Genomic DNA, 23,381 nt, shown 5'->3' on the forward strand with positions numbered 1-23,381 from the left:
CCGGGACTGTCCGGACGAGCCCGCCACGTGCGGGCGACCCCTTGCCCCACACGGACCACGGTCCCCGGCCCGACTTCCACCACATCGTCGTCGAGACCCATCTGCCCTCGCCCGTGAAGGAACACGTACACCTCTTCGATCTTCCGGTGTACGTGCCAGTAGCCGGCTTCCTCCCCCGGCTGCAGGGCATTCGCGGTCATCCCGATGTACTGCATCGTCAGTTCGTGATCCACGACACGACGCCCGTCCCGCGAACGCGCGGCGTCGAAGCCGCCGTGATGCGCTCGCCATTCCTCGAGCGCTCCGATCTCCACCACCTGATAGCCGCTCATGCGTGCTCTTCCTCTCCGGCCGTTGTCCCTGTCATGGCCGCGGCCCCTGTCACCGAGAGATCCCACGCCGCATCCGTTCGGCGATACACGATCCGCGTGTGATCACGGTCGGCCGCCCCTTGCCAGAACTCGACGCGGGTCGGCACGAGCCTCCACAGGGCCCAGTCCCCCGGCGCGATGCCCGCCCTGGCCGCCGCAGACCGCGCCGCGAGATCGGCTGCGCTCTCGCCCTCGCCGGCCTCCTGAACCCGTCCACGTACACGGACGGCTCGCGCCAGCGGCTGCCACCAGAAGTTCAGCGCTCCGGCAGGGGTGCTCGCGAGCTGCGACCCTTTGCGAGACGAACGCGCACCGGCGAAGGCCCACCCTCGCTCATCGACGTTCTTGAGGATCAACGTCCGAGCATCCGGTATGCCGTCTCCGTCGACCGTCGCCAGGGTCGCCGCATGGGGTTCGGCGACTCCGACGGAAGCCGCATGTCGGATCCAGTCCAGGAAGAGCGGAACCGGGTCGACGGGAAGTCCTGTGACATCCAGTGCTGGCGCGACGCCGGTGAGCGCCGCTTGTGCACGCAGCCAGCTCCCGGTGTCGGGCGATCGGGAGTCCGTCGGCATGTTTTCGACTATGCCACGTACCTCAGCCGCCTGAGAATCGGAGCGCGCGCTCGCGCAGCACCCGCTTCGGTCGGGAGGCGACTCCGACGTCAGGCGAGCTCGATGAGGTCCTGGTACTCCTGGCTCCAGATGTCCTCGACGCCGTCGGGCAGGATCAGCACACGCTCGGGGTTGAGCGACTGCACCGCCCCCGGATCGTGGGACACGAGCACGACCGCACCTTCGTAGTGTGCGAGCGCACCGAGGATCTCTTCACGAGAGGCCGGATCGAGGTTGTTGGTCGGCTCATCGAGCAGCAGCAGGTTCGCCGACGACACGACGAGCGTCGCGAGCGACAGACGCGTCTTCTCCCCACCCGACAGGACTCCTGCAGGCTTCAGCACATCGTCGCCTGTGAACAGGAACGACCCGAGCACCTTGCGCGCCTCGGTCTCGGTGATGTGCGGAGCGGCCGAGACCATGTTCTCGAGCACCGAGCGGTTCACGTCGAGGTTCTCGTGCTCCTGGGCGTAGTAGCCGACCTTGAGGCCGTGTCCCGGCTCGAGCTGCCCGGTGTCGGGCTGATCGACGCCGGCGAGCATCCTCAGCAACGTGGTCTTGCCCGCACCGTTGAGCCCGAGGACGACGACCTTGGAGCCGCGATCGATCGCCAGGTCGACATCGGTGAAGATCTCGAGCGACCCGTACGACTTCGAGAGGCCGGACGCCATCATCGGGGTCTTGCCGCAGGGTGCCGGCTTCGGGAAGCGCAGCTTCGCGACCCGGTCTTCCTGACGCACCTCGTCGAGCCCCGCCAGCAGCTTCTCCGCACGCGCGATCATCTGATGCGCCGCAGCGGCCTTCGAGGCCTTCGCACCGAAGCGGGCCGCCTGCAGCTGCAGGGTCGTGGCCTTCTTCTCGGCGTTCGCGCGCTCCTTCTTGCGGCGCTCCTCATCGGCCACCCGCTGACGCAGGTAGTTCTTCCAGTTCATGTTGTACGTGTCGATGACCTGACGGTTCGCGTCGAGGTAGAACACGCGGTTGACCGTCTCACCGACGAGCTCGACATCGTGGCTGATCACGATCAGCCCGCCCTTGTAGCCCTTGAGGAACTCGCGCAGCCACACCACGCTGTCGGCATCGAGGTGGTTGGTCGGCTCGTCGAGGATCATCGTCTGCGCGTCGGAGAAGAGGATGCGCGCGAGCTCGATGCGGCGACGCTGTCCACCGGAGAGGGTCGACAGCGGCTGATCGAGGATGCGGTCGGGGAGCGAGAGGTTGTTGGCGATCGACGCCGCCTCCGCCTCCGCCGCATAGCCGCCCTGGGCCTCGAACTGCTCGGTGAGGCGGGCGTAGCGCTTCATGGCCTTGTCGGCCACTGCGGGGTCGTCCGACCCCATCGCGAGGGCCGCCTCCGTCATCCCGAGGTTGAGCTGACCGAGCCCACGGGCGTCGAGGATGCGCGTGCGCGCGAGGTCTTCGGGGTTGCCCGAACGCGGGTCCTGCGGAAGGTAGCCCAGTTCGCCGGAGCGGGTCACGCTTCCGCCGGACGGCAGCACATCGCCGGCGAGCACCTTGGTGAGCGTGGTCTTCCCGGCCCCGTTGCGGCCGACGAGTCCGATCTTGTCTCCGTCGGCGACGCGGAACGAGACGTTCTCCATCAGCAGGCGCGCGCCAACGCGGATCTCGAGGTCGTGCACGGCAAGCACAGCGGACGTCCGTTCTTTCGGGGAGGGTGTTCGGCCGATCGGCCAGCCTCCCAGTATAAGCCGCGTCCCCGAGAGTCGCGGTCAGCAAGATCAACCTGGAGAGTGAGCACGCCGATACTCCGGTGGGATGCCGCCCCTCCCACTCCCCGAATACCGTGCCGGAGTGGACATCCTCAACGACCTGATCATGCAGGCGATCGCCTCACCCTGGCTGTACCTGGTGCTGTTCGCCGTCACCATCGTCGACGGCTTCTTCCCCCCGGTGCCCAGCGAGACCGTGCTCGTGGCCGCAGCCGCCGTGGCCGCCTCGACGGGAGAGGGGAATCTCCTTCTTCTCGGGGCAGTGGCTGCCATCGGGGCGGCGATCGGTGACAACGTCGCGTTCCTGATCGGACGAGGGCTGGGCACCACCCGCTTCGCGTGGATGCGCCGACCGCGCGTCGCCGCAGCGTTCGCGCATGCCCAACACGCACTCGATCGCCGCAGCGCCACGCTCATCCTCGGTGCCAGATACATCCCCGTCGGAAGGGTGGCGGTCAACATGTCGGCCGGGGCTCTCGATTTCCCGTGGCGCCGGTTCCTCCCGTTGAGCCTGATCGCCGGAATCAGTTGGAGCGTGTTCAGCCTCGTCATCGGTCTGCTCGCGGGCGCCTGGATCAAGGACCAGCCTCTGCTCAGCGCGGGGCTCGGCATCGTCATCGCGCTGCTCATCGGTCTGGTGATCGATCGGATCGCCGCCGCTCGCCGCCGCCGTGCCGCGGCGCCGCAACTGGCAGGATGAGAGCCATGGCACGCCGCCGCGAGCGTTCACCTCGCCGAACACGCATCAGCCGTCGCACCGCCGCCTTCGTGGCACTGTGCACGGCAGTGGCGGCGCTGTTCACGGTGCTCGTCTCGCTGCAGAGCGTCCTGTACGGCACACCCGTCCCGTTGTCGTTCATCCTCGGAGCGGCTCTGTGCGTCTCCCCGCTGCTGGCGATCTCTCATCCTCGCTGGGCCGTCGGGCTCTTCACGGCCGGGGCGCTCGCTCTCCCACTCACCGTCGTTCCCGAGCTCGCGATCGCGTCCCCATGGCCCTGGTCGGTCCCTGCGCTGCTGACATTCATCCTGTTCGTCGGAGTCGTCACATTCCTCCACGGTGCACGGCTCGGCGCGTTCGCTCTCATCCTCGGGGCCATCGCCTCGCTCGTCTCGCCGATGCTCCGCCCCGACATGGTGGCCGTGCCGGAATCGTCCGCCAGCGCCACGGCCGACCTCATCGTGACGACCTCCCTCGCCTCGGCCATGTTCCTGATCGCTTCGCTGATCGCCGGACGCGTCAGGGTGGCGGCCGAGCTTTCACGGGAGAGGGAGCACAGCGCGCTCGAGGAGGCCAGACGCGCACTCGTGGAAGAGCGCACGAGGATCGCTCGCGAGCTGCACGACGTCGTGGCACACAGCATGTCGGTGATCCAGGTGCAGGCCTCCACCGCGAAGTACCGCATCCCCGACCTGGATGACGTGGCCGTCGCGGAGTTCGAGGACATCGCCGCGACCGCACGGAGTTCGCTCGCCGAGATGCGGCGCATGCTCGGCGTGCTGCGCACCGAGGATCAGAGTGCCGAGCTCGCTCCGCAGCAGGGCATCGACGACATCCCCTCCCTGGTCGACAGCATCCGCCGCGCCGGCGTCGAGGTCGGACTCGTCCTGGAGGGTGGGGACGCCGCTACGGCGGCGACGCCCGCCGTCCAGATCGCCGCCTTCCGCATCGTCCAAGAGGCTCTGAGCAACGCCGTCCGTCACGCCCCTGGGGCACAGATCGCCGTGCGCGTGCGCGCCGAGTCCCGATCGATCCGGATCGTGGTGCACAACACCGCCCCGCCCCGCCTTCCGGACGGTCACGTGGGCGGATACGGTCTGCGCGGCATGCGGGAACGCGCGGAACTCCTCGGTGGGAGCCTCTCCGCCGGCCCCTCGACCGACGGGGGCTGGGAGGTCGAGGCCGTCCTCCCGGTCAGTCCGGACAGCCCGAATGATCCCTCACCGGCCGACCTCCCTTCATCTGCCACTCCTCTCGGTGCCACCCCTCGCGACACCGCCCTTCGCGACACCGCCCCTCACAACACCGCCCCTCACAACAAGGAACGCTCGTGACGATCAACGTGCTCATCGCCGATGACCAGGCCATGGTCCGTGCCGGCTTCGGGGCGCTCCTCGACGCCCACGACGGCATCAGGGTGGCCGGCCAAGCGGCCGACGGTGCGGAGGCGGTCACGCTCGCGGCGCGCCTCGACCCCGACGTGATCCTCATGGACGTGCGGATGCCGGAACTGGACGGCATCGAAGCCACTCGTCGCATCCTCGGGCCTTCGTACCCCGCGGCGCATGTCCCCCGGATCATCATGCTCACGACGTTCGACATCGATGACTACGTGTACGACGCGCTCGAGGCCGGTGCCAGCGGTTTCCTGCTGAAGGATGCGCTGCCGGAGGAGCTCGTGCACGCCGTGCGCGTCGTCGCCGGCGGTGATGCTCTCCTCGCTCCCAGCGTGACACGACGCATGATCGAGCAGTTCGCCGGACGCCGACCCCGGACTCCACGCGCAGCGACGGCGCTCGCCGACCTCACCGACCGCGAACGGGAAGTCCTCGTGCTCATCGGTCGAGGCCGCTCCAACACCGAGATCGCCGCCGAGCTGTTCATCGCCGAGCAGACCGTCAAGACACATGTGGGCAAGGTTCTCGCCAAGCTGAACCTCCGTGACCGCGTGCACGCCGTGATCCTGGCGTACGACACCGGGCTCGTCGAGCCTTCGTCCTGACGACGCATCGCCGCGACTCATCCCGTCGTAGGGGGGTACGACGGGACCCGAGGGTGATGTCTCCGCCCGCACCACGTCCATAGTCTCCTGGAACATCGCTTCCGAGGAGGACTCATGGCCATCGTCCAGACACCGCCCGTCGCCGCCGGGCTGCGCACATCCCGCGATACGGGCATCGACTTCCTGCGGGCTCTCTGCGTGCTCGGGGTCGTGTTGCTGCACGCGATCATGGTGGGCGTCACGGTCGGCGATTCCGGACCGATCTTCGAGAACGCCAGCGACGGCACCGCGTGGATCGCTCCGCTGAGCTGGCTCCTGCAGGTGATGCCGCTGTTCTTCGTGATCGGTGGATTCTCCGGATTCCTCGCGCATCAGCGCATGCGGCAGCGCGGCGGAACGGCGGTCGGATTCGTCGCCGGCCGCGTTCACCGACTGTTGCGCCCCGCGATCGTGACGATCGCGGTCGTCGGGCTCGCGCTCGCTCTGCTCACGATCTTCGGCGTTCCCGCCGACCTCATCGCGACGGCCGGGTTCCGTTATGGCCAGCCGCTCTGGTTCCTCGGGGTCTTCCTCCTCTGCCAGGCGCTTCTCCCCCTCTTCGCCGCCGCTCACCGGCGTGCGCCGCTGTGGACGATCGGTGCCCTTGCCGCTGCCGCGATCGCGATCGACGTCCTCCGCGGAGTCTCCGGCGTCGAGGGTCTGGGCTTCCTGAACCTCGCCTTCGTGTGGATGGCCCTCCAACAACTCGGCTTCTTCCTCGCCGATGGACGCATCGAGCGCCTCAGCCGACGGATCCGCATCGTTGCGGGCCTCGCGGCCGTCCTCGCGCTCATCATGACCTTCGCCGTCGGCGTCTACTCCGCCGACCTCATCGCGAACATCAATCCGCCGACGGCCGCCCTCCTCCTCGTGGGGGTCGCGCACACGAGCCTGCTCTCCCTGCACCGCGAGCGTCTCGAGCGATTCAGCCGACAGCCGCACGTGGCCGCGTTCACCGCCTTCGTGACGGTGCGGACCATGACGATCTACCTCTGGCACATGCCCGTGCTGCTGCTCATGGCGGGCGCTACCGCCGCCTTTGCGCTCCTGACCGGCGCCTCGCTCCCGGCACTGGACAGCGCGGCGTGGTGGTCGGGACGCCCGCTGTGGCTCGCGACCGCGCTCGCTCTCACGGCCGTCGTCGCCGTCGCGTTCACGCGGTTCGAATCGCAGGCCGCACCCGCCGCCGCGTCTTCGCTCGGTCGCATCGTCGCCAGCGCTCTCAGCGCCCTGGTCGGGATCGTCTTGCTGCTGGTCCTCGGCACGTCCGTCGCAACCGCCCTGATCGCACTCGCGATGATCGCTGGTTCTCTGCGGCTGGCTTCGCTCCCGACGCCACGGACCGCAAGGCAGCGACCGTCGACGGTCCCCGTCGCGCCGGCCCTCGTGTGAGTCAGCCGATGCCTCTGGCCGCCAGGGCGTCTCCGACATCATCCGCATGCTTCAGAGCGAGCACGAGCAACGGCACCACCGTGCGGATACCCAGCCGTGCACCACGAGCCTGCTCCGCCTCCCGCACGCGTACGGCGAACCCCGCGATCACCGGGACGGTCGTGAGGGTCAGGGAGATCGTCAGGGCCACCGCCTCGGGATCGACTCCGAGCCGACGCAACGGTCGCAGCAGCTGCTGCAGGACATCGAGCAGCGCCGACGTCCTCGTGGTCAGAGTGAGCAGACCGGCGAGGAGCAGCACCGCGACCACACGTCCTGTGCTGATCCATGCCGCCTCGGGCGACACGAAGATCAGGAGCGCAGCCGTGAGCACGAGCACGATCCAGCGCAGGCGCCACGCCTCGGCGGCGAGCACGCGGAACGGGAGTCCACTCACGCGGTAGAGCCCCACCACCACGAGGAGCGCGACCGCGATGCTCACCGGATCGTGCGGATACAGCGACAGGACGAGGGCTCCGAACGCCAGCATCCCCAGCTTGAGCGCGGCCGGCGCCCGATGCACGATCCCCGTCCCCGGGTGATACAGCGCGATCACGCGCACGCCTCCCGGTACGCAGCGATCACACGCGAGGGCACGCCGGAGGTCACGATGCGTCCCTCGTCGAAGAGCAACGCGCTGTCGCAGCGAGAGGCCAGTTCGAGGTCGTGTGTCACGATGACGATCTGTGCCCGGACCCCGAGCAGCAGATCGGCGATGCGACGGGAATTGCGCAGATCGAGCAGGGTCGTCGGCTCGTCGGCGACGATCACATGTGGATCGGCGATCAGCACGGAAGCCAGGGCGAGCAGCTGCTTCTGCCCGCCGGACAGGGCGGCCGCCGGAACGTCCGCGTGCTCCGCCAGACCGTGCGTCTCGAGCGTCTCCCTCACGAGTTCGGACACCTCGGACTTCGGACGCCCTCGGAGCGAGAGCGCGAGGTCTTCGGCCGGAGTCGGCATCAGGATCTGCGCATCGGGGTTGGTGAAGACGAAACCGACGAGCTTGCGCACGGCGGCGCGGTCTCGGACGGTGTCGAGTCCGTGTACCGAGACGGTTCCGTCTCGCGGCGCGACGAGGCCGTTGAGGAGGCGCGCGAAGGTCGACTTGCCTGAGCCGTTGGCTCCGATCACCGCCGTCGTCCGTGCGGTCAACCCGACGCTGACGTCGTGCAGGACCATGCGCCCGTCGATCTCGACCGACACCCGGTCGAGGGTGATCGGAGCGGGTCCGATCGATGAGGAACTCTCCACCGCTGCTTCCTCCGCGTCGCACCTGAACACTGTTCACCTGAACGTCGTTCACTATAATCGGAGCATGAGCCCAGAGCCCAATCCGGCCCGACACGACCGCGACAGCGTGGCACGGAGCGCACTCGCCCTGCTCGATGAGGTCGGACTCGCCGACCTCTCCATGCGACGTATCGCCGCGGGCCTCGACCTGCAGCCGAGCGCCCTCTACTGGCACTTCGCGAACAAGCAGGAGCTGCTCGCCGAGCTCGCCGACCGGATCACCGCGTCGATACCGCACGGTGGAACGGACATCATCGTCACAGCGCGCGGCATCCGCGATGCCCTCTTCGCCTATCGTGACGGTGCCGAGCTGGTCCTCAGCACCTACGCACTCCAGCTCGGTTCCTCCACTGCGCAGAAGGCTCTGGTCGACACCCTGCGTGCACAGGGTGCCTCGGATGCCGAGGATCGAGGAATCGCCATCCTCCACTTCGTGCTGGGCCACGCCACGCTCGTGCAGCAGCGCATGCACGCCGACAGCCACGGCGCGCTCCCGGCCGCGGAGGATGCGGATGTCACCGCCGGACTCGACCGCGTCTTCGACCTCGGGGTCGCTGCCCTCGCGGGAGCGCTCAGGTCGCCGGAGACTCGGCCGCGTGCCCGAGCCTGAGACCGGGCACCACAGCCAGCGCCACGAGGGCGATGCCGAACGCGAAGACGGCGCTGAACGCCCCGGCCCCGCCGCCGAGCGTCGCCACACCGAGACCCGCCAGCGCGATCGCGACAGCCGATCCTGAGGCGTCCGAGATCGACAACGCGGACGAGTTGAACCCCTGATCGGTCTCGTTCGAGTACGCGAGCGTCAACACGGTCAGGCGCGGGTAGAGCAGGCCCATCCCACCGCCGGCGAAGGCCCAGCCGACGACCACCAGAGCGGGCGAGACATCGAAGACCGCAGCGAAGAGCACGCACAGCATCGCGATCAGCAGCGAGCCCAGGCTGATCGCCGTGATGCGGCGGTTGCCCAGACGCTCTCCGAACCGCCCCTGCAGGGCTGAGGCGCCTGCCCACGCCAGTGCCGCCAGCATCAGGGCGATGCCCGCCCAGGTCGCACTGAAGTCGAACTTCCTCATGAGTAGATACGGGATGTAGGCCTCCGTGGCGAAGAACGCACCGGCGACGATGCCGCGCATCAGCACGACGCTGGGCAACCCGGGTCCAGCTCGAAGCGTACCCCGTGGCAACAGCGGCAGCACCGCGAACCCGATCGCCAGCACGGCTCCGATCGCGACGGGCCACCCGATCGACGGCTCCATCTCGGCCGAGAAGCCGATGACGACCGCGAGTACCGCCACCACCACTGCGAGCAGCAGCCGGACGACGAGCGCCCTCCGATCCTGCGGTTCCCCCTGCCCCAGGTCGACCCCACGGAGCCGCACCGCGATCATGAGGAAAGCCGAAGCGGTGAGCACGGCCACGCCGAGGAAGGCCCAGCGCCAGTCGAGATACTCGGCGACGGCTCCCGCGAGGAACGGACCGACCATCGACGGAACGACCCAAGCCGCGGCGAAGGCGGCGAAGATGCGCCCGTGCAGGTGAGGCGGGTACAGCCGCGCCACCACGACATAGAGCGCGACCGTCTGTCCACCCGTCCCCAGCCCCTGCACCAGTCGCCCGATCAGGAACTGGTGCATCGTGACGGCGAAGCCCGAGATCAGCAGGCCGACGATGAAGAGCGACACGGCGACGTACAGCGCGCCGCGGGGACCCCGGGCGTCCGACCATGCTCCGGTCGCGACCATGCCGATCACGCTCGTGGCCAGCGTCCCCGCGAAGGCGACGGCGTAGAGCGCCTCTCCATTCAGGGCCGCGCTCACGATGGGCATGACGGTCGTGACGGCGAGAGCCTCGATCGCCGCGAGGAAGATCAGTGCGACCGCGCCGAGGGTCACCCAGATGCGGTGACGATCCCAGATCGTCGCGGCCTCGGACGGGGCGGTCATCGGCCGACGAGCGACGCGATGCGCTCGATGGCCTCGGTGAGGATCTCCGGACTGGTGCCGAAGTTCAACCGCACGTGGCCTGCGCCCTCCGCGCCGAAGGCGGGCCCGAAGTGCAGGGCGACCTTCGCGTCCTTCAGGATCCGTCTGGCCGGGTTTTCGCCCCACTCCAACGCGGTGAGGTCGATCCACGCCAGGTAGCCGGCATCGGGAATGCGGTACCGCGCTCCGGGGAGGTGCGCGGCGAGCAGATCCTCGAGCAGCAGGCGGTTCTCGTCCAGAGTGCGCAGCAGCCCGTCGAGCCACTCGTCGCTCTCCTCCGAGAACGCAGCGACGGCGGCGAGCAGACCGAACTGCCCGGTGCGCCATTCGACCTCGACCGGGAGTCCGCGCACCACGGCGCTCGTCTCGTCGTCGGCCGTGACCATGAGAGCGCATTTGAGCCCGGCGAGGTTGAAGGCCTTGCTCGCGCTCACGAGCGCGTACCCCACCCGCTGCGCGACATCACTCACCGCGAGGAAAGGTGTGAACCCCGAACCCGGCTGGGCGAGCGGCGCGTGGATCTCGTCCGACACCACGGCGACACCGAACTCGTCGGCGAGCTCCGCGAGAGCAGTGAGGCTGTCGCGTCCGTGCACCGTACCGGTGGGGTTGTGGGGGTTGCAGAGCAGGATGGCCGTCGCTCCGTCTTCGAAGGCGGCGCGGATCCCGTCCAGATCCAGCTCCCACCGGGTCCCGGTGTCGCGGAGGGGAACCCGCTCCACCTCCGCACCGGCTTCGGCGACCAGGTCGTAGAAGGGCGGATAGACCGGCGGCGTCACGACCACGCGCTCCCCCGGCTGCGTGACACGGCGCAGGATCTCGACGATCCCCATGCTCACATCCGCCGTGCTGCGGATTCGCGCGGGGTCGGGCTCCCACCCGTAACGGCGGGATGCGAAGTCCGAGAAGGCCTGCGCAAGAGGAGTCCTCGACGCCATATAGCCGGTGTCGCCGATCTCTACCGCACGCTGCAGGGCCGCCGTGATGGCAGGCGCGAGAGGGAAGTCGGTCTCGGCGACGAACAGGGGAAGCACGTCGGCCGGATACTCCCGCCACTTCTCGCTCGTCCGCTCGCGAAGCTCGGCCAAGGGCAGGGCTTTCACCTGAAGCATTCGTTCTCCCGAGTCTCGCCCCGCACCGGTGCGGAGTCAGCGAAGCGGGCGCGTAGTCGCGCCCGCTTCGTCCTGCTTGACGTTCTGTGCGGTCAGATCGCGAATCCGAGAGCGCGCATCATGTCGCGCCCGTCGTCCGTGATCCGCTCCGGACCCCACGGGGGCATCCAGACCCAGTTGATCCGGAAGCGATCGACGACGCTGTCCAGAGCCTGAGCGGTCTGATCCTCGAGGACGTCGGTGAGCGGGCAGCCGGCGCTGGTCAGCGTCATGTGGATGACGAGAGCGTCGTTTTCGTCATCCCAGGCGAGGTCGTAGATGAGGCCGAGGTCGACGACGTTGATCCCGAGCTCGGGGTCCATGACGTCTTTGAGAGCCTCGGTGACCGCGTCGTACTTCTCGTCCGTGAGGGTCGCTGTCATGCGATCAGCCTACGCCTCGATGGGGGCTGCGGGGTCGAGGAAACGGTCGTATCCCTCGTTCTCCAGCCGGTCTGCGAGCTCGGGGCCGCCCTCTTCGACGATCTTTCCCGCGACCACCACGTGGACGAAGTCGGGGCGGATGTAGCGGAGGATGCGGGTGTAGTGCGTGATCAGCAGCACGCCGAGTCCGGTGGACTCCTTCGCGCGGTTGACGCCCTCGGAGACGATCTTGAGCGCGTCGACGTCGAGGCCGGAGTCGGTCTCGTCGAGCACGGCGAACTTCGGCTTCAGCACCTCGAGCTGGAGGATCTCGTGGCGCTTCTTCTCGCCACCGGAGAAACCCTCGTTGACGTTGCGCTGCGCGAACTTCGGGTCCATGCGCAGGTTCGACATGGCCTCCTTGACGTCCTTGGTCCAGCCGCGGATCGCCGGCGCTTCGCCGTCGAGGGCGGTCTTGGCCGTGCGGAGGAAGTTCGTCACCGTCACGCCGGGGATCTCCACCGGGTACTGCATCGCGAGGAACAGGCCGGCACGGGCCCGCTCGTCGACGCTCATCTCCAGCACGTCCTGACCGTCGAACGTGATCGAACCGGACGTCACCGTGTACTTCGGGTGACCGGCGATCGTGTACGCCAGCGTGGACTTGCCGGAGCCGTTGGGGCCCATGATCGCGTGGGTCTCCCCCGTGTTCATGGTGAGGTTGATTCCGTTGAGGATCGGGGTGGTCCCCGCCTCGGTCTCGACCGTCACATGCAGGTCGCGGATCTCGAGAACAGACATTCTTCAGACTTCCTTAATCACAGTCGGATCGATGAGCACGTCGTCGCCGTCGATCTGGACGACGTAGACCGGGACCGGCTCATACGCGGGGAGATTCTGGGGCTTGCCGGTGAGGAGGGAGAACGCGGAGCCGTGTGCCCAGCACTCCACCGTGTCGCCCTCCACGAAGCCCTCGGACAGCGAGATGTCGCCGTGCGTGCAGGTGTCGCCGATGGCGTGGATCACTCCTTCGCCGTCCTTGATCACCGTGATGGGCACGCCGCTCGGGTCCACGCGCAGCGGTGTGTCCTGTTCGAGGTCGGAGACTCCGCAGACGCGTTCGGCGGTCATGCGCTCACCTCGGCGAGCTCCGCCTCGATGGCCGCCAGCAACTCGGTCTCGAGGGCGGGGATGCCGAGGCGCTGCACGATATCGGTGAGGAATCCGAGCACGACCAGACGACGGGCCTCCTCCTCGGTGATGCCGCGGGCCTGCAGGTAGAAGAGCTGCTCGTCGTCGAAACGACCGGTCGCACTCGCGTGCCCGGCTCCCAGGATGTCGCCGGTCTCGATCTCGAGGTTCGGGATCGAGTCGGCACGAGCACCCTCGGTCAGCACCAGGTTGCGGTTCGCCTCGTAGGAGTCGGTGCCCGTGGCGTCGGCACCGATCAGCACGTCGCCGATCCAGACGCTGTGTGCGCCCTCGCCCTGCAGCGCGCCCTTGTAGAGCACGTCGCCCTTGGTGTGCGCGCCCTTGTGGTGCAGGTAGACCTGGCTCTCGAGGTGCTGACCGCCGTCGGCATAGGACAGCCCGTAGAGGTATCCCTCGGATCCGGCGCCCGTGAGCTCGACGCTCGGGTTCACACGCACGACACCGCCGCCGAAGCTGATGACGAAGTGCTTCAGCGTGGCATCGGCACCGACGGTGGCCTGGTGAGCCGCGGCGTGCACCGCGTCATCGTCCCAGCGCTGCAGGCTGATGACGGTCAGGCTCGCGCCGTCGCGCACGATGATCTCGACGTTCTGCGCGTACTGCGCGGAACCGGAGTGGTCGAGCACGACGGTGCCGCGCGAGTGCGGCTTCGCCTCGATGAGGATCTGACCGAACGCACGCTTATCGGCGCCCGTGCCCGTGATCGGGACCACGACCGGCTCGTCGAGCTCTGCCTCAGCCGGGAGCTGGATGTGCAGTCCACGCGGGCCATGCTTCCAGGCGAGGGCGCTGGAGAGATCTTCAGGACGGAAGAACTCCCCGTAGGGCCCTTCCTCATCCGAGGAGGGCTCCAGGAACGCCTCGACAGCGTCGAGACCGTAGGTCACGGCGTTCTCCTCGCCCGGCTCATCGGAGAAGAGTCCGGCGAGCTTCGCCACCGGCGTGTGCTTCCAGTTGACCTCGCGTCCGGTCGGTGCTCCGAAGTCGGACGGTTCGAACGAGTGCGGCCGCTCGGAGCGGGTCTGCACCGGGACGAAGCCCGCCGCCGCGACCTGAGCCGCAGGGTCGATGTGCGCGTTCGTGTGCTGCGCCTCACTGGGCGCTGTCGTCGAGGCCGCCATTTAGCCGACCGATCCTTCCATGCCCATCTCGATGAGCTTGTTCAGTTCCATGGCGTACTCCATCGGCAGTTCTCGGGCGATCGGCTCGATGAAACCGCGCACGATCATCGCCATGGCCTCGTCCTCGGGCATACCGCGGGACTGCAGGTAGAAGAGCTGCTCCTCGCTGACCTTGGAGACCGTGGCCTCGTGGCCCAGCTGCACGTCATCGACGCGGATGTCGATGGCCGGGTAGGTGTCGGAGCGCGACTTCGTGTCCACGAGCAGGGCGTCGCAGCGCACGGTGTTCGCGGAGTGGTGCGCAGCGGCATCGACACGGACCTCGCCGCGGTAACCGGCACGGCCGCCTCCGCGTGCGATCGACTTCGAGACGATCGACGACTGCGTGTACGGCGCCATGTGGATCATCTTCGCGCCAGCGTCCTGGTGCTGACCGGGACCGGCGAAGGCGACGGACAGGGTCTCGCCCTTCGCGTGCTCGCCCATCAGGTAGATCGACGGGTACTTCATCGTCACCTTGGAGCCGATGTTGCCGTCGACCCACTCCATGGTCGCGCCTTCGTAGGCCACGGCACGCTTGGTGACGAGGTTGTACACGTTGTTCGACCAGTTCTGGATCGTCGTGTAGCGCACACGGGCGTTCTTCTTCACGATGATCTCGACGACGGCCGAGTGCAGGGAGTCCGACTTGTAGATCGGGGCCGTGCATCCCTCGATGTAGTGGACGTAGCTGTCCTCGTCGGCGATGATCAGGGTCCGCTCGAACTGGCCCATGTTCTCGGTGTTGATGCGGAAGTAGGCCTGCAGCGGGATCTCGACGTGCACGCCCTTGGGGACGTAGACGAACGATCCGCCCGACCAGACAGCGGTGTTCAGCGCGGCGAACTTGTTGTCACCGGCGGGGATGACCGTGCCGAAGTACTCCTCGAAGAACTCGGGGTGCTCGCGCAGCGCCGTGTCGGTGTCCATGAAGATGACGCCCTGGGCCTCGAGGTCCTCGCGGATCTGGTGGTACACGACCTCGGACTCGTACTGCGCGGCGACTCCGGCGACCAGGCGCTGACGCTCGGCCTCGGGGATCCCGAGACGCTCGTAGGTCTCGCGGATCTCGGCGGGGAGGTCTTCCCACGTCTGCGCCTGCTTCTCGGTGGAGCGGACGAAGTACTTGATGTTGTCGAAGTCGATCTCGCTGAGGTCTGCACCCCACGTCGGCATCGGCTTGCGCCCGAAGAGCTGGTATCCCTTGAGCCGGGTCTTCAGCATCCATTCGGGTTCGTTCTTGAGGCTCGAGATCCCCCGGACGACATCTTCGGAGATGCCGCGTTTCGCGATGGCACCCGCAGCATCCTCATCGTGCCAGCCGAATTCGTACACCCCCAGACCGTCAAGCTCCGGGCGGTCGATCAGCACATCCGACATCCAACACTCTCCTCACAGGTCCCAAACGGTGTCATCCGCCCCGACACACCTGATCCCCGTCGAGTCTGCGGGAGCGGGTGCCGTTGGTGGGCCCTCATCACCGGCGCTTCCATCGCGCCTAAACTGTTGACGATGCTTCAGCGCTGTCAGCGCCCATCGCAACAATCCGATTCTACAGGTTCCGCCTGGCGGACGGGCCATGCCCGCCACGTCTCGCGCGGTCCGGAGGACTTATGCCCGAGACGTTGATCCCCACCACCTCGACGACGCGAGGGGTCGCTCCTCGTTCCGCGTCCTGGGGGCGTGCGTTGACGGTCTTCGCGTGGTTGTCGTTCCTCAGCGAGACCATCATCATCGGCACCGGCGGAGCCGTCCGCCTCACCGGTTCGGGCCTCGGATGCTCGGACTGGCCGCTGTGCACCCCGGACTCCCTCGTTCCCATCCTCGAGGTGCAGGGCATCCACGGGATCATCGAGTTCGGCAACCGCCTGATGACCGGTGTCGTCGGGATCATCGCCCTCGTCGTCGTGCTGCTGGTGCTGCACCTGTTCACCGGAAAGCGCGGCCTCGTCAACGCGCTCTGGTTCGCCTTGGGCGGGATCGTCGCGGCTGCCGCCGCGTTCGCCATCGCCGCTCCTCTGCACTTCCCCGCCTCGCCGATCGCCCTGGGGGTGCTGCTGGTCGCCGTGATCGCTGCGGCAGTCCGCTCCGTGCGCTCGACTCCCACCAGGCGCGACCTCGTCCTGCTCGCCTGGCTCGTGCTGATCGGCGTCGTCGCGCAGGCCCTCGTCGGCGGCATCACCGTCCTGACCGGGCTGAACCCGTTCATCGTCGGTTTCCACTACACGTCGTCGCTGCTGCTCGTCTGCATCACCGCGGCGTTCCTGGTGCGGCTCCGGACTCCCGCCGGCCCGCGAGAGCGCGCAGTGCCCGCCTGGTTCGCAGCCGTGACCCACGTGACGGGCCTCGCACTCGCCGTCACGATCGTGTTCGGCGTCCTCACGACGGGGTCGGGACCGCATTCCGGTGACGCCGACGTCCTGCGCCACGGCTTCGACGCGACGGTGCTTGCGCACGTGCACTCCTGGCCCGGCTACATCCTCGCCGCGCTGGTCATCTTCCTGACGGTGACCGCCTGGGTACAGCGTCTGGAGCCCCGCCGCTGGCTCCTCGTCCTCGTGCTCGCGATCCTCGTCCAGGTCGGTGTGGGCGTGTGGCAGGCACGGGAGGGCCTCCCCCCGCTCCTCGTCGGGATCCACATGGTTCTGGCCTCGCTCTCGGCAGCCACCTACACGGTCGTCGTGCTGCATCTGAAGCGCACGGCCGCCGTCGAGGACTGATCTCCGCACAGTCGACTCATAGCTCCCGCATCGCGGGCTCATCAGCGCATCCGCAAGGGTGGGTGTCATGAACAAGTCACTCACTCGAAGCATCGGATTCTGGCTGCTCCTGGTCGTCTCCCTCGCCACGACGGCCGTCGGCGCCTGGCTGATCTCCGGTCAGATCGCCACGATGACGACCACGCTGCTGGATGGCACCGCCACCGGCGTCGAGGTCTACGTCGGACAGTCGCTCGTCGTCGTGGGTGCCGGAGTGCTCGCCGCAGGGATCGTCGGCATCCTGCTCACGCTCGGACTCGTCGCCGCCCGCGCACTCGTCGCGTCCCCCGCTCCTGCAGTCGTCGAGGCGATCGACTGGACCGCCGCCCCCGACGAGACGCACGCTCCTGTCACGGACACCGCTTCGCCCGTCACGGACACTGCGGCGGACGCCGACGCGGGATCCGACGCCGCTGCGGCGCCGGCGGCCGCGCTCGATGACGCGCCGGCGAAGGACGCGAACTCAGACGACTCCCCGTCGATCACCCGCTGAGCGCCTGTGCGCAGGTGATCCCTGAGCACAGAACGACGGAGCGGCGCCGAGGACATCCTCGGCGCCGCTCCGTCGTTCTGGGAGACCAGCCTCCCTGCGTCAGGTCAGAAAGGAAGCAGCGGGTCGACCGCGACCGCGACGAAGATCAGCGTCAGGTATGTGATGGACGCATGGAACACGCGCATCGGACGCGGCTCGGTCCCGTGGACGGCGCGGTTGTAGAGACGATGCGATTCGTAGATGAACCATCCACCGAACACGGCGGCTGACACCGTGTACACGAGCCCCATGCCCGCGATCGGCACCAGGAGGAGCGAGCAGGCGACGGTGGCCCACGCGTAGAGGATCACCTGGAGGCCGACCTGGGAGGCGTTGCGCGTGACACCCAGCATGGGGACGTCGACGTCTTCGTAGTCGTCCTTGTACTTCATCGACAGCGGCCAGTAGTGCGGCGGCGTCCACAGGAAGACCAGGAGGAACAGGATGAAGGCGGGCCAGTCGAGCGAGCCGGTGACCGCCGACCACCCGATCAGCACGGGGAAGCAGCCGGCGATACCGCCCCAGATGATGTTCTGCTCGGTACGGCGCTTGAGGATCATCGTGTAGATCACGACGTAGAAGAAGATGGCCGTCGCCGACAGCGCAGCGGTGAGCCAGTTGGTCGTCAGCAGGAGCCAGCCCGTGGAGGCGACCGCCAGCGTCCAGGAGAAGATCAGCGCGCCGCGCGGGCTGACCTCGCCCGTGACGAGCGGACGGTTCTCGGTGCGATGCATGTGCGCGTCGATGTCGCGATCGAGGTACATGTTGAAGGACGCCGCGGAACCGGCGCTCATCGAGCCGCCGATGACGGTGGCCAGCACGAGCCACAGGTTCGGCATTCCTCCCTGCGCAAGGAACATCACCGGCACGGTGGACACGAGCAGGAGCTCGAGGACACGCGGCTTGGTGAGGGTGATATAGGCCTTCACCGTGCGACCGACGGACGACTTCCTCACGGTCTGATCAGACATCGTCGAGATCTCGATCGCCTCCTCCGCACGTGTGACCGGACAACCTCTCCAGTGTATGACACGGGATGACGTGTTCCGGCTCCCGGTCCCGCGTAGTGCGACTCACGTCACCGCTATGCTGAAACCACTCGCGCGCCCGGCGATGTGCACCTCACCGTGAAGTCGCGGACCTGCCAGGGAATACGGGCGCCCTCGAAACTGTCGGAAAGGGCATGAACGTGTCGGAATTGCAGTGGGATGAGATCGATCGACGCGCGGTGGACACCGCACGGATCCTGGCGGCCGATGCCGTCGAGAAGGTCGGCAACGGTCACCCCGGCACCGCGATGAGCCTCGCTCCCGCCGCGTATCTCCTGTACCAGCGCGTTCTGCGCCACGACCCGACCGATGTCGACTGGCTGGGGCGCGACCGCTTCATCCTGTCGGCCGGCCACTCGTCGCTCACCCAGTACGTCGAGCTCTACCTCGGCGGCTTCGGGCTCGAGCTCGACGACCTCAAGGCTCTCCGTACGTGGGGTTCCCTCACGCCGGGCCACCCGGAGTACGGCCACACCAAGGGCGTCGAGATCACGACCGGTCCTCTCGGGCAGGGCCTGGCCTCCGCCGTGGGCTTCGCCTACGCCGCACGCTACGAGCGCGGCCTGTTCGACCCGGAGGCCGCGGCGGGCACGAGCCCGTTCGACCATTTCGTGTACGTGATCGCCGGTGACGGCGACCTGCAGGAGGGCGTGACCAGCGAGGCCTCGTCGCTCGCGGGCCACCAGCAGCTCGGCAACCTGATCGCGATCTACGACTCCAACCAGATCTCCATCGAGGACGACACCAACGTCGCCTTCACCGAGGACGTCGCCGCTCGCTACGAGGCCTACGGCTGGCAGGTGCAGGTCGTCGACTGGAAGAAGACCGGCGAGTACGTCGAAGACGTCGCCGAGCTGTACGCGGCGATCGAGGCCGCCAAGGGTGAGACCTCGAAGCCGTCGCTCATCATCCTCAAGACCATCATCGGCTGGCCGTCGCCGGGCAAGCAGAACTCCGGCAAGATCCACGGCTCCGCGCTCGGTGCGGACGAGCTCGCCGCGACCAAGAAGGTCCTGGGCTTCGACCCCGAGGAGCACTTCGCGGTCGCCGACGACGTGATCGAGCGCACTCGCGGGCTCGCCGCCCGTGCGGCCGAGGTGCGTGCGTCCTGGCAGGAGTCGTTCGACGCGTGGGCCGTCGCCAACCCGGAGAAGAAGGCCCTTCTCGACCGCCTCGAAGCACGCGAACTGCCCACCGACATCGCTGCCGCGCTCCCCGCGTTCGAAGCCGGCAAGGAGGTCTCGACCCGCGCCGCGTCCGGTCAGGTCATCAACGCCCTCGCTGCGGAGCTTCCGGAGCTGTGGGGCGGTTCCGCCGACCTCGCCGAGTCGAACCTCACCACGATCAAGGGCGCCCCGTCGTTCATCCCCGCTGAGTGGTCGACGCATGAGTGGTCCGGAAACCCCTACGGTCGTGTGCTGCACTTCGGCATCCGCGAGCACGCCATGGGCGCGATCGTCAACGGCATCGTCCTGCACGGTCCGACCCGGGCGTTCGGCGGTACGTTCCTGATCTTCAGCGACTACATGCGTCCGCCGGTCCGTCTGGCCGCGCTCATGAACGTGCCCAGCATCTTCGTCTGGACCCACGACTCCGTCGCCCTCGGCGAGGATGGCCCGACGCATCAGCCGATCGAGCAGCTCGCCACCCTCCGCGCGATCCCGAACTTCACGGTCGTGCGCCCTGCTGACGCGAACGAGACCGCCGCCATCTGGCTGGAGATCCTCCGCCGCCACGAAGGCCCCGCCGGCATCGCGCTGACGCGCCAGAACATCCCGGTGTTCGAGCGCGGCGATGGTGCGGCCGAAGGCGACACCTTCGCCTCCGCCGACAACGCCGCCAAGGGCGCCTACGTTCTCGCCGAGGCGCCGAACGGCACGCCGGACGTCATCATCGTCGCCACCGGGTCCGAGGTGCAGCTGGCGGTCAACGCCCGTGAGGCTCTCGCCGCCGAGGGCGTCAACGTGCGTGTCGTCTCCGCCCCGTCGCTGGAGTGGTTCGACGAGCAGGACGCCGAGTACCGCGAGAGCGTGCTCCCTGCCGCCGTCACCGCCCGCGTGTCGGTCGAAGCGGGCTCCGTGCTCAGCTGGCGCGGCATCGTGGGCGACCTCGGCCGCTCGGTCGGCATCGACCACTTCGGCGCCTCCGCCGACTACAAGACCCTCTTCGAGAAGTTCGGCATCACCACCGAGGCCGTCATCGCGGCCGCCCGCGAGACCATCGCGGCCAACAGCACCAAGGAGAACGCATGAGCACCCCTACCGCGCAGCTCGCCGCCGCAGGCGTCAGCATCTGGCTCGACGACCTCTCCCGCACCCGCATCTCCTCCGGCAACCTGCAGAACCTCATCGACACGAAGAATGTCGTCGGCGTCACCACGAACCCGACGATCTTCGCCAACGCGATCACCGACAAGAACGACACGTCGTACGACGCGCAGGTCACTGAGCTCGCCGGCTCCGGTGCCACCGCGGAGGAAGCGGTCTTCGCTGCCACCACGCAGGACGTCGCCGCAGCCCTCGACGTGTTCCGCCCCGTGTGGGAGGCCTCCGACCACGTCGACGGCCGCGTCTCGATCGAGGTCTCCCCCGACCTCGCGCATGACACCGCGGGTACCGTCGCGCAGGCCAAGGAGCTGTGGGCCAAGATCGACCGCCCCAACCTGCTCGTCAAGATCCCCGCGACCAAGGCGGGGCTTCCGGCCATCGCCGAGGCCATCGGCGCCGGCATCAGCGTCAACGTGACGCTGATCTTCAGCCTGGAGCGCTACGCCGAGGTCATCGACGCATACCTGACCGGGCTCGAGACCGCGAAGGCGGCGGGCATCGACCTGTCGACCATCCACTCGGTCGCCTCGTTCTTCGTGTCGCGCGTCGACACCGAGACCGACAAGCGCCTCACCGCGATCGGCACTCCCGAGGCGGAAGCACTCAAGAGCAAGGCAGGCCTCGCCAACGCCCGCCTCGCGTACGAGCTGTTCGAGAAGACGTTCGCCGGAGATCGCGCCACGGCGCTGCTCGGCGCGGGGGCGAATCTGCAGCGCCCGCTATGGGCGTCGACCGGCGTCAAGGACCCGGCTCTTCCCGACACCCTCTACGTCACCGAGCTCGTCGCCCAGGGCGTCGTCAACACCATGCCGGAGAAGACGCTCGACGCCACCTTCGACCACGGCGTCGTCACCGGTGACACCATCACCGGCGGCTACGACGACGCCCGCGTCGTGTTCGCGGGGATCGCCGAGCTCGGCATCGACTTCACCGACATCACACAGGTGCTCGAGGACGAGGGGGTCGCGAAGTTCATCGACTCCTGGCACGATCTGCTCGCGCAGGTCACCGAGGCTCTGGAGTCGCAGCGATGACCTTCTCGATCCACACGTCCGGCGCCGCGCGCGCCGCGATCGACGAGACGGTTCCCGCCCTCGTCCACGACCTCGTCGCCTCCCGCATCACCAGTGGCGACGCGACGCTCTGGGGTCCTGCGGCGGAGGCGGAAGCGTCTGTACGACTCGGATGGGTGGAAGCCGTCTCCGTCTCGCGTCCCCTCGTCGCCGAGATCGTCGCGCTCCGCGCCGACCTCAACGCCAAGGGCGTCACCCGGGTCGTGCTGGCCGGCATGGGCGGCTCCTCGCTCGCGCCCGAGGTCATCGCGCAGACGGCCGGCGTGCCGCTGACGATCCTCGACTCGACCGCTCCCGGCCAGGTGCTCGCCGCCCTCGATGAAGGGCTCGCCGACACGGTGCTGGTCGTGTCGTCGAAGTCGGGCTCCACCGTCGAGACCGACTCCCAGCGCCGCACGTTCGAAGCCGCGTTCCGCGATCTCGGGATCGACCCCGTCGAGCGCATCGTGGTCGTCACCGATCCCGGCTCACCGCTCGACGCCTCCGCCCGCGAGGCCGGATACCGCGTCTTCAACGCGGACCCGAACGTCGGCGGCCGCTACTCGGCGCTCACCGCCTTCGGGCTGGTGCCGTCGGGACTCGCCGGCGTCGACATCGACGAGCTTCTGAACGAGGCCGAGGCTTCGCTGCTCGAGGTCGCCGTCGACTCGGCCGAGAACCCCGCTCTGCGACTGGGGGCGGCGATCGCGGCCACGAACCCGCGACGCGACAAGCTCGGTCTGATCACCGATGGCACGCACATCAAGGGCCTGCCGGACTGGATCGAGCAGCTCATCGCCGAGTCCACCGGCAAGGAGGGCACGGGGATCCTCCCGGTCGTGCTTCTCCCCGTCTCCCCCGAGCTCGATCCGGTGCCGGCCGACCTCCAGATCGTGCGACTGGTCGACGACGCCAACGAGTTCCACCTCCACGAGCGTCATGAGGGCGAGATCCTCGTCAGCGGGACGCTGGGCGCCCAGCTCATCGTGTGGGAGTACGCCACCGCGATCGCCGGACACCTGCTGCACATCAACCCGTTCGATCAGCCCGACGTCGAGTCGGCGAAGGTCGCCGCCCGCGGACTGCTCGACGCTCGCCCCGAGCCCACGGCGCCGGCGTTCGTCGAGAACGGTGTGGAGGTCCGGGTGTCCGACCCCGCCCTCGCCGCCTCTGGCACGGTCGAAGGCGTGCTGGACGCCCTCTGGGCCCAGCTCCCCGCCGACGGCTACGTGTCCATCCAGGCGTACGTCAACCGTCTCGAGGTTCCGCAGCTCCAGGGCCTGCGTGAGCTCGTCGCAGCAGACTCCGGGCGGCCGACCACGTTCGGGTGGGGACCCCGATTCCTGCACTCGACCGGCCAGTACCACAAGGGCGGCCCCGCGCAGGGAGTGTTCCTGCAGATCCTGGAGCGCACCGAGGTCGACCTCGAGATCCCCGACCGGCCCTTCACCTTCGGGCAGCTCATCCAGGCGCAGGCCGCCGGTGATGCCGCCGTTCTCGCCGAGCACGGGCGTCCCGTCGTCACCCTGACGATCACCGAGTCCTCGGACGACGTGCTCGCCCTCTTCGAAGCCGCACAGAAGTAACAGCAGGAGAATCC

Annotated in this window: 23 protein-coding genes; 10 read left to right on the forward strand and 13 right to left on the reverse strand. The window is 68.1% G+C overall.

What is annotated here, in order from left to right; all coding sequences use genetic code 11:
- The 3 genes from AX744_RS02705 to abc-f form a co-directional block, all read right to left on the reverse strand.
- The coding region (locus tag AX744_RS02705; RefSeq protein WP_061015345.1) for a cupin domain-containing protein at nucleotides 1-332 on the reverse strand (332 nt) is incomplete at its 3' end.
- Entirely contained in the window at nucleotides 329-946 is a 618-nt protein-coding gene (locus AX744_RS02710; protein WP_061015329.1) for a pyridoxine/pyridoxamine 5'-phosphate oxidase, read from the reverse strand. The genes AX744_RS02710 and AX744_RS02705, both read right to left, overlap by 4 nt.
- 89 nt (nucleotides 947-1,035) lie before the next feature.
- On the reverse strand, nucleotides 1,036-2,634 hold the full coding sequence (abc-f, locus tag AX744_RS02715; RefSeq protein ID WP_017202270.1) for a ribosomal protection-like ABC-F family protein: 1,599 nt from the start codon (nucleotides 2,632-2,634) through the stop codon (nucleotides 1,036-1,038).
- Nucleotides 2,635-2,761: 127 nt separating this feature from the next.
- Here abc-f and AX744_RS02720 point away from each other — a divergent pair, with 127 nt between their 5' ends.
- The 4 genes from AX744_RS02720 (at nucleotide 2,762) to AX744_RS02735 (ending at nucleotide 6,866) form a co-directional block, all read left to right on the forward strand.
- Nucleotides 2,762-3,415, forward strand: coding sequence for a DedA family protein (locus AX744_RS02720; RefSeq protein WP_231728726.1), 654 nt, complete (start codon nucleotides 2,762-2,764; stop codon nucleotides 3,413-3,415).
- A 5-nt stretch (nucleotides 3,416-3,420) separates the two neighbouring features.
- A complete protein-coding gene (locus AX744_RS02725; RefSeq protein WP_082738381.1) occupies nucleotides 3,421-4,767 on the forward strand; it encodes a sensor histidine kinase in 1,347 nt (448 codons plus the stop codon).
- Complete coding sequence (locus AX744_RS02730; protein ID WP_046749141.1) at nucleotides 4,764-5,435, forward strand: response regulator; 672 nt, start codon at nucleotides 4,764-4,766, stop codon at nucleotides 5,433-5,435. Before AX744_RS02725 ends, AX744_RS02730 begins: the two co-directional genes overlap by 4 nt.
- A 114-nt stretch (nucleotides 5,436-5,549) precedes the next feature.
- Nucleotides 5,550-6,866, forward strand: a complete 1,317-nt coding sequence (locus AX744_RS02735; protein WP_061015330.1) for an acyltransferase family protein — start codon at nucleotides 5,550-5,552, stop codon at nucleotides 6,864-6,866.
- 1 nt (nucleotide 6,867) lies between these two features.
- On the opposite strand, the gene AX744_RS02740 is transcribed toward AX744_RS02735, so the two are convergent.
- Both AX744_RS02740 and AX744_RS02745 read right to left on the reverse strand, forming a co-directional pair.
- On the reverse strand, nucleotides 6,868-7,461 hold the full coding sequence (locus AX744_RS02740) for an energy-coupling factor transporter transmembrane component T family protein (protein ID WP_061015347.1): 594 nt from the start codon (nucleotides 7,459-7,461) through the stop codon (nucleotides 6,868-6,870).
- Entirely contained in the window at nucleotides 7,458-8,156 is a 699-nt protein-coding gene (locus tag AX744_RS02745) for an energy-coupling factor ABC transporter ATP-binding protein (protein ID WP_058631015.1), read from the reverse strand. The genes AX744_RS02740 and AX744_RS02745 overlap by 4 nt, the downstream gene beginning before the upstream one ends.
- Nucleotides 8,157-8,220: 64 nt before the next feature.
- Between AX744_RS02745 and AX744_RS02750 the strand changes: the two genes are divergently transcribed.
- Complete coding sequence (locus tag AX744_RS02750; RefSeq protein WP_046749404.1) at nucleotides 8,221-8,805, forward strand: TetR family transcriptional regulator; 585 nt, start codon at nucleotides 8,221-8,223, stop codon at nucleotides 8,803-8,805.
- Here the strand turns inward: AX744_RS02750 and AX744_RS02755 are convergent.
- The 7 genes from AX744_RS02755 to sufB form a co-directional block, all read right to left on the reverse strand.
- Complete coding sequence (locus AX744_RS02755; RefSeq protein ID WP_061015331.1) at nucleotides 8,768-10,138, reverse strand: MFS transporter; 1,371 nt, start codon at nucleotides 10,136-10,138, stop codon at nucleotides 8,768-8,770. The two genes, AX744_RS02750 and AX744_RS02755, sit on opposite strands and share 38 nt — an antisense overlap.
- Complete coding sequence (locus tag AX744_RS02760) at nucleotides 10,135-11,289, reverse strand: MalY/PatB family protein (RefSeq protein WP_058631013.1); 1,155 nt, start codon at nucleotides 11,287-11,289, stop codon at nucleotides 10,135-10,137. Before AX744_RS02760 ends, AX744_RS02755 begins: the two co-directional genes overlap by 4 nt.
- Nucleotides 11,290-11,381: 92 nt before the next feature.
- Nucleotides 11,382-11,711: a metal-sulfur cluster assembly factor gene (locus AX744_RS02765; RefSeq protein WP_021200756.1), complete on the reverse strand. Its 330-nt coding sequence runs from the start codon at nucleotides 11,709-11,711 to the stop codon at nucleotides 11,382-11,384.
- Nucleotides 11,712-11,720: 9 nt separating this feature from the next.
- Nucleotides 11,721-12,491 (reverse strand): Fe-S cluster assembly ATPase SufC, encoded by a 771-nt coding sequence (gene sufC / locus AX744_RS02770; RefSeq protein ID WP_046749145.1) that lies wholly within the window; start codon nucleotides 12,489-12,491, stop codon nucleotides 11,721-11,723.
- Nucleotides 12,492-12,494: 3 nt separating this feature from the next.
- Nucleotides 12,495-12,821 carry a non-heme iron oxygenase ferredoxin subunit gene (locus AX744_RS02775; RefSeq protein ID WP_046749146.1) on the reverse strand — a complete coding sequence of 109 codons (327 nt, stop codon included), beginning with the start codon at nucleotides 12,819-12,821 and terminating at the stop codon, nucleotides 12,495-12,497.
- On the reverse strand, nucleotides 12,818-14,023 hold the full coding sequence (sufD, locus tag AX744_RS02780; RefSeq protein WP_058631012.1) for a Fe-S cluster assembly protein SufD: 1,206 nt from the start codon (nucleotides 14,021-14,023) through the stop codon (nucleotides 12,818-12,820). Before sufD ends, AX744_RS02775 begins: the two co-directional genes overlap by 4 nt.
- Nucleotides 14,024-15,442, reverse strand: coding sequence for a Fe-S cluster assembly protein SufB (gene sufB / locus AX744_RS02785; RefSeq protein ID WP_021200759.1), 1,419 nt, complete (start codon nucleotides 15,440-15,442; stop codon nucleotides 14,024-14,026). It lies immediately after the preceding gene.
- A gap of 233 nt (nucleotides 15,443-15,675) precedes the next feature.
- Between sufB and AX744_RS02790 the strand changes: the two genes are divergently transcribed.
- Nucleotides 15,676-16,782 carry a COX15/CtaA family protein gene (locus tag AX744_RS02790; RefSeq protein WP_061015332.1) on the forward strand — a complete coding sequence of 369 codons (1,107 nt, stop codon included), beginning with the start codon at nucleotides 15,676-15,678 and terminating at the stop codon, nucleotides 16,780-16,782.
- Between the two features lie 67 nt (nucleotides 16,783-16,849).
- Nucleotides 16,850-17,314 carry a hypothetical protein gene (locus tag AX744_RS02795; protein ID WP_046749148.1) on the forward strand — a complete coding sequence of 155 codons (465 nt, stop codon included), beginning with the start codon at nucleotides 16,850-16,852 and terminating at the stop codon, nucleotides 17,312-17,314.
- A gap of 104 nt (nucleotides 17,315-17,418) precedes the next feature.
- On the opposite strand, the gene AX744_RS02800 is transcribed toward AX744_RS02795, so the two are convergent.
- The gene (locus AX744_RS02800) at nucleotides 17,419-18,324 is read right to left on the reverse strand and encodes a heme o synthase (protein ID WP_046749149.1); all 906 of its coding nucleotides are present in this window, start codon (nucleotides 18,322-18,324) and stop codon (nucleotides 17,419-17,421) included.
- A 218-nt stretch (nucleotides 18,325-18,542) separates the two neighbouring features.
- On the opposite strand from AX744_RS02800, the gene tkt reads away from it, so the two are divergent.
- The 3 genes from tkt to AX744_RS02815 are packed head-to-tail and all read left to right on the forward strand — an operon-like array spanning nucleotide 18,543 to nucleotide 23,367.
- Nucleotides 18,543-20,654, forward strand: coding sequence for a transketolase (gene tkt / locus AX744_RS02805; protein WP_061015348.1), 2,112 nt, complete (start codon nucleotides 18,543-18,545; stop codon nucleotides 20,652-20,654).
- Nucleotides 20,651-21,763, forward strand: coding sequence for a transaldolase (tal, locus tag AX744_RS02810; protein ID WP_061015333.1), 1,113 nt, complete (start codon nucleotides 20,651-20,653; stop codon nucleotides 21,761-21,763). Before tkt ends, tal begins: the two co-directional genes overlap by 4 nt.
- Nucleotides 21,760-23,367, forward strand: a complete 1,608-nt coding sequence (locus tag AX744_RS02815) for a glucose-6-phosphate isomerase (RefSeq protein ID WP_046749151.1) — start codon at nucleotides 21,760-21,762, stop codon at nucleotides 23,365-23,367. Before tal ends, AX744_RS02815 begins: the two co-directional genes overlap by 4 nt.
- The last annotated feature ends 14 nt before the right edge of the window (nucleotides 23,368-23,381 follow it).

The organism is Microbacterium sp. CCH5-D1, from assembly GCF_001557335.1.
GTDB classification, from domain to species: Bacteria; Actinomycetota; Actinomycetes; order Actinomycetales; family Microbacteriaceae; genus Microbacterium; species Microbacterium oxydans.